The 6,000-nt window shown below is 40.4% G+C and carries 7 protein-coding genes; all 7 read right to left on the bottom strand.

Features of this window, described 5'->3' with window-relative positions:
* Positions 1–157: 157 nt before the first annotated feature.
* The 7 genes from DEF30_RS03315 to DEF30_RS03285 are packed head-to-tail and all read right to left on the bottom strand — an operon-like array spanning position 158 to position 5,957.
* Positions 158–706, bottom strand: a complete 549-nt coding sequence (locus DEF30_RS03315; protein WP_294096486.1) for a hypothetical protein — start codon at positions 704–706, stop codon at positions 158–160.
* Between the two features lie 20 nt (positions 707–726).
* Positions 727–1,371 carry a DNA repair protein RecO gene (gene recO / locus DEF30_RS03310; protein ID WP_294096484.1) on the bottom strand — a complete coding sequence of 215 codons (645 nt, stop codon included), beginning with the start codon at positions 1,369–1,371 and terminating at the stop codon, positions 727–729.
* On the bottom strand, positions 1,371–2,255 hold the full coding sequence (era, locus tag DEF30_RS03305) for a GTPase Era (RefSeq protein WP_294096483.1): 885 nt from the start codon (positions 2,253–2,255) through the stop codon (positions 1,371–1,373). Before era ends, recO begins: the two co-directional genes overlap by 1 nt.
* Positions 2,248–2,667 carry a cytidine deaminase gene (locus DEF30_RS03300; protein WP_294096481.1) on the bottom strand — a complete coding sequence of 140 codons (420 nt, stop codon included), beginning with the start codon at positions 2,665–2,667 and terminating at the stop codon, positions 2,248–2,250. The genes era and DEF30_RS03300 overlap by 8 nt, the downstream gene beginning before the upstream one ends.
* Before the next feature lie 21 nt (positions 2,668–2,688).
* Positions 2,689–3,390 (bottom strand): diacylglycerol kinase, encoded by a 702-nt coding sequence (locus DEF30_RS03295; protein ID WP_294096478.1) that lies wholly within the window; start codon positions 3,388–3,390, stop codon positions 2,689–2,691.
* 12 nt (positions 3,391–3,402) lie between these two features.
* The gene (gene ybeY / locus DEF30_RS03290; RefSeq protein ID WP_294096476.1) at positions 3,403–3,906 is read right to left on the bottom strand and encodes an rRNA maturation RNase YbeY; all 504 of its coding nucleotides are present in this window, start codon (positions 3,904–3,906) and stop codon (positions 3,403–3,405) included.
* The gene (locus tag DEF30_RS03285; protein WP_294096474.1) at positions 3,903–5,957 is read right to left on the bottom strand and encodes an HDIG domain-containing metalloprotein; all 2,055 of its coding nucleotides are present in this window, start codon (positions 5,955–5,957) and stop codon (positions 3,903–3,905) included. The genes ybeY and DEF30_RS03285 overlap by 4 nt, the downstream gene beginning before the upstream one ends.
* Between the last annotated feature and the right edge of the window lie 43 nt (positions 5,958–6,000).

Below are 6,000 nucleotides of genomic sequence, written 5' to 3'. Positions count from 1 at the left end.
GGAAGTTACTTTTTCAACTGACCTATTCATTAATTTCGGACGATACAAACCATGGATACGATTACAAACTGTGCTACAATATACAATAAATCGACAAATTATAAGACTTCTCCATCATAACAGAGAAGTCTTAAGTAAAGATGAAGTTTATGAAAATTTAGTATAGATCTGAAGAGAAATATCCACCAAAATCATCTTCTTGTTTCTCTTCCTTCCTGAAGTGAATTTTACTGGTGAAATCATCCATCTTCCTTGAAACTGAAACCTTTGAAAGTCCAAAGGCGTTGGCCATCCCAAAGAACTTTGTTCTTAAAGGTTTTGTCAGCTCTATCTCTCTACGGTCTGATTTGACTTTCACATCAACTCCAAACAGGAACAGTGCACCCACCGCCCCCAATAGAATCTTAGGTTTGCGGGCCAGCAGCAAGGTACCAATGGCTACCACAGGCAAAGGCGCTTCCACGGATTGCCCTTTATAGGAAAAATCCACCATCTCTGATGTGGTCTTTCGAATGCTCTCCACCGTCTTGTCTTTATAATCCCGAATCTCATCAAATCTTTCTTCTTTCATGTTTTCGAGATAGATCACAGCTTCAAGCACATCATTCCCGCTTTGTTCTAACGCATTTTTTGCTTCTTCGTAAGTCACTTTCTTTCTTTTCCTGACCTCATCGACTTTTGTAAGCATTTCATTCTGCAGTTCCATTTTTTACCTCCTTATGGTCTTTACATATACTTCAGTAAATCCAGACTTTTAGGTTTACGCTGATAACTGTCTTTAATGATAAAGGATGTGATTCTTTGGAGCTCTGACTTGACCGTATGATCCATCTCATACTCTGCACTCTTTGCATATTCATTCCTTAAAAAGAACTCCGCTGCTTGTAGTGCTTCGTTTGAAACGGCAAAAGGCACTGATTGACGTCCAATCCGGTATCCCGTCAGTGTGATGAGTTTGATTTCGTAAACCAGTGTAATGACTTCAACGTCAATGGCCTCAGACTCCAAGAGATAAAGCGCTGTCACCAGATTCCTGTATAGATAAGGCTGCGCTTCCTCGTCCAATGTCACAATATCAATCATTTCCAAAAAATAGGATGCATAAGTCAGAAGCTCTAAAGATGAGGTAACATCCGAAAAACCGTGTATCAGAGTACCTTCATTAAAATTATATAGGGATTTCCCTTTAAACAGCAAAAAGTCACCAAAAATCATGGGACGTGTCATGAACTGGTACCGGTATTTGGGAGATCGTGCACCTTTACACAACACAGAGACTTTACCCAGTTCTTCTGTAAAAATCCATAGAATCTTATCCTTCTCTTTGTAATCCATGGTTTTGATCACAATGCCTTTAGCCTTCACCTGCATTATTCTTTATACCCGAGCTCCTTCAGGAGCGCCTGATTGTCTCTCCATTCCTTACGAACTTTCACAAAAGTCTTCAGATCCACTTTGCCTTCCAGATATACTTCCATATCTTCTCGAGCCCAAGTCCCAATCTTCTTTAGTGTCTGGCCACCTTTGCCGATAATAATTCCCTTATGGGAGTCTTTCTCACAGATGATATCTGCCTCAATATACCAGTTTCCATTTTCTTTCTCCTGCATTGTTGTAATCTCAACAGCAATGCCATGTGGTATCTCCTGCTGAAGAAGTTTCAATGCCTTTTCACGGATGGTTTCAGCCGCCATGAATCTTAAATGGACATCTGCTACCATATCTTCAGGATAGTACATTGGACCTTCAGGCAGATACTTCTTCACCAGAGCTAGAATATCCTCGGTATTCTTTCCTTTCAGTGCCGATATTGGAATGATCTCATCAAACTCCGCCGCTTTTCCATAAAGCTCTAAGGTTTTAGCTACTCTGTCCTGTGTGAACTCATCAATCTTGTTCACCAGAAGGAACTTAGGTGTCTTGAGTCCTTTCAGTTCTTCCAGTATAAGCGCATCGCCAGGATGAATCTCTCCTGAAGCAGTTGTAATGAAAATCACCAAATCCACTTGACTTAGGCTTTCTTTGGCAACATGGACCATATATTCACCCAGTTTATTCTTTGCTTTATGAATTCCTGGAGTGTCCACAAAAATGATTTGAGCATCGTCATCTGTATAAATTGCATTCATATTTTTTCTTGTTGTTTGGGGTTTATTGGAAACAATGGAAAGTTTAGCCCCCATTAAATGGTTGATGAGTGTCGACTTCCCCACATTAGGTCTGCCCACAACTGTAATAAATCCTGATTTAAACATTTTTAACTTCCTTCTCTTTATCGAGGTCAATCTTAGTAAAAGCACCAGGCAAAATATCTTCCATTGTTTTTACAATGTACTCTTCTTTGCTTTTTATAATAATAATCGGAATTTCTTTGCTCTCAGCGAATTCTACAATCACTTGTCTGCAGATTCCGCATGGATAAGTAAAATTATGGATATCTCCAACAACCGCTATGGCTTTAATCTTATGGCGTCCATGGGACACAGCATTGAATATTGCAGTGCGTTCTGCACAGTTTGTAGCACCATAGGATGCATTTTCAATGTTACAGCCACTGAAAATGGAATCATCTTCCATAAGTACTGCGGACCCAACTTTGAACCCTGAATATGGAACATAGGCATTTTCTCTTGCTTCGAGAGCTGCCTCTATCAATTTTTTGTACATATTATCCCTCATTTCTTTATTTTAGTAACCGAAAACTCTAAATAAGAGAATTGTGATGAGAAATCCCAACAACCCTCCAACAAACACTTCTTTTATTGAATGCACTTTGGAATCCACTCTTGACTGGGCTACAATGAGTGCCATGATAAAACTGAGTGTAATTGCTATGGTGGAGTCTGACAGATAGCTGATGACCGTTGCCAAACTGAACGCCACAGCCGCATGCCCAGATGGCATACCTCCTTTTAAGGGTGTACCTTCCCCCACTACAGCTTTCGTGAGAATTACAGAAAGAGCCACGATAACCAGTATGACAATGACAAGATACGGACTTGAATGTTTGACAAGCTGTACCCCCCTGTAAGTAAATGTGGTGATCTCTTCCCAAAATATAAAATACCCCACAGCCAGTGCATTTACAGCTGTCAGAAGCACAGCTGCCGCTGCAGTATTCTTAGCAATTTTCGCCAGTGGATGATAGTGATTCGTCGTGGCATCAATGGCACTTTCTATGGCAGTGTTCAGAAGTTCAGCGGCCATCACCATGGTCATACTGACAAAAAGAATCAGAAGCTCCACCTTTGTAATATTGGTAAATAGTGAGAATAATATCACTAAGATTGCTGCTACCATATGAATCTTCATATTCCGTTGGGTTCTTACGGCATAGATGAACCCGGAGATTGCATAATTAAAACTGTCCAGCAGGCCTTTAAAATCCATTATAGCACCACCTTATTCACGGGATATGTCTAGAGCATGAAGAATACGCTCTTCTGCTTCTCGCATTCTTTGTTTGTCCATGTCTGTCATATGATCATATCCCAGAAGATGCAAGATGGAATGTATCGTAAGATAGCACGCTTCTCTTTTTAGTGAATGGCCAAACTCAAGAGCCTGTTCATTGGCTTTTTCCATGGACAGCACCACATCCCCAAGAAGCAGAGCCTCTCCGTCATAATACTCCGGACCAAACTGATGGTTCAGATATTCATCACGAAAAACTTTTCCTTCTTCATAGGAAATCATCGGAAAAGAAAGAACATCCGTCTCCTTATCAATGTTTCTATATTCTTTGTTCATTTCTTTTATTGCATCGTTATCCACAAGAAGCATACTGATCTCCGCTTCTTCTTCAACCCCCTGATCTTTCAAAGTAAATAAAATCGCTTCTTTGATGGCTTCCAGCAGGGATTGTGGAACTTCAATCTGATCTTGTTCATTTTCAATAATAATCATTGTTTTCTCCTAACTGTTGGCTTTTTTCGCTTATCTTCCGGATACTCTATTCTTTCATGATAAATAGAGCTAAAAGTTTTCAAAAAGTTCTTTCTGATCTTTGATACATCACTGAAGGTAATGTCGCACTCATCTAGCTGTCCATCCTCCAATTTGTCTTTAAATATCTTATATACCATGGCTTCCACTTTTCCTTGCGTCGGGTCCGAAATACTTCTTACTGCCGCCTCAACGCTGTCAGCAAGCATCATAATCCCCGCTTCCCTGGTCTTTGGTTTCGGTCCGGGGTAGCGATAATCCTCTTCTTTCACAGAATCAGGATCTTCGGCATTGTTCTTCATGGTCAGATAAAAATACTTCACCAGAGTTGTACCATGGTGCTGGGCAATCAGATCTTTGATTTCCTGCGGCAATTTCGCTTTTTCAGCCATTTCCAAACCAATCTTCACATGATTGATGATGATCAATGTAGATAGGTTCGGTGATATTTCATCATGTGGATTCTTCGATCCAATCTGATTCTCTTTAAAGAATTGGGGCCTTGAGAGCTTTCCGATATCATGATAGTATGCAGCAACCCGAAGGAGGATGCTGTTTGCGTGCAGCTCTTCAGCCGCAGCTTCTGCAAGATTCCCCACCATAATGCTGTGGTGATATGTCCCCGGGGCCTCCATCTGTAGCCTCTTTAATAATGGATGATTTGGATTTGCCAGTTCCAGAAGCTTAATCTCCGTTACCACATTAAAGGTATTCTCAATGAGCGGCAAAAACCCAATCACAAGTATTCCAGATAAAATAACACCACTTGCCGCAAACAATGAGTTCCTTATAGAATCCATAACAGAATTGGACAGCAGGAATCCCAAGGAGAGCGACACCACAAAAGTTACTACAGAAATATAGAAACTTGACTTTAAAATATCATTTCTCTCTTCCACTTTATTGATAAAAATCACACTGAGAATAGATGTCAGCATCAGAAGCAGAAGAACCTGCACATTGAACCCCGTCACAATACTGAGAAAAACAGCACTGTAAAGAGCCAAGCTTTGACCCACTCGTTTTTTCACAAGAATGGTCAGTAGCATTGGAAGAAATGTGTAAGGAACAATAAACGGACTGATGATCACCATAGCTCTTGCCAAGGCCAGTGCAAGATTCATAAGAAGGAAGATCAGCGCAATCTTTTTTGTATCTTCATAGATCGCTTTATAAAAACGCTTGAGATAAAAAACAATAATCAGATGGATGACCAGTACTGCAACGACCAAACCGCTATATGGAAGGGCATTGAACCCGCTTTCGCTTAGATACCCAAGCTCAGAGAGAATCTCCAGCTGATTTGCATTGACCGGATCCCCCTCCTTTACTATTGTCTGGTTTTTCTTGATGAGAACAGGCGTAATACTATTTTCAGCTTCTTCTTTCAACCTCGCCGTTGCTTCCTCATCATAAAAATAATTCGGTTTCACTAAGGTCACTACAAACTGCTTAATGGCATTTTTCGCTGCCTCATTAAAGCTGAAACTATCCACTATATCTGTCATTTCAGTTTTTGACCGTGTGATTTTACTCTCATCGTCTTCTTCCAACGGAGTCTCGTATATTTTATTAATTCCGTTGTTAATGGTATTTAACGCATACCTCAAATCGCTATTGTCAATGGAGAGAAGCGCAAAGTACCCATCTTCACTAATTCCATAGGTTCCCCGTTCTGAAAGAACTGTGGCAATTTCATCCAATGAAACCATAGGATTTCTGGAGTTGATGATCCCATTGAAAAAGTCATTGCTCTCTTTCAGCGCATTTCTTCTTACTTCCAGTTCCTGGGTATACTGATTCTGCACAGAGGCTACTGCATCTTCAATGAGGGCTTTGGTTGTCACTTCATCCACCAAATCCACATTCGCTCTAAAATCAACAGGTGCAATATCTCCAACCTTAAGATCATACTTCTTATTCACGATACTAGTCAGAAGGATAATAAATGTCACGATGATGGATACCATAAAAACGCCATACCGCCACCAGGTTTTTCTTTCTATTCTCATTGCCACTCCTTATGTTATCGTATGTTCTGATTATCAGGATATT

Source organism: Proteiniclasticum sp., assembly GCF_003514505.1.
Lineage (GTDB): Bacteria > Bacillota > Clostridia > Clostridiales > Clostridiaceae > Proteiniclasticum.
Note: the sequence above shows the minus strand (reverse complement) of the source record. Positions and strands in the feature narration are given on the sequence as shown.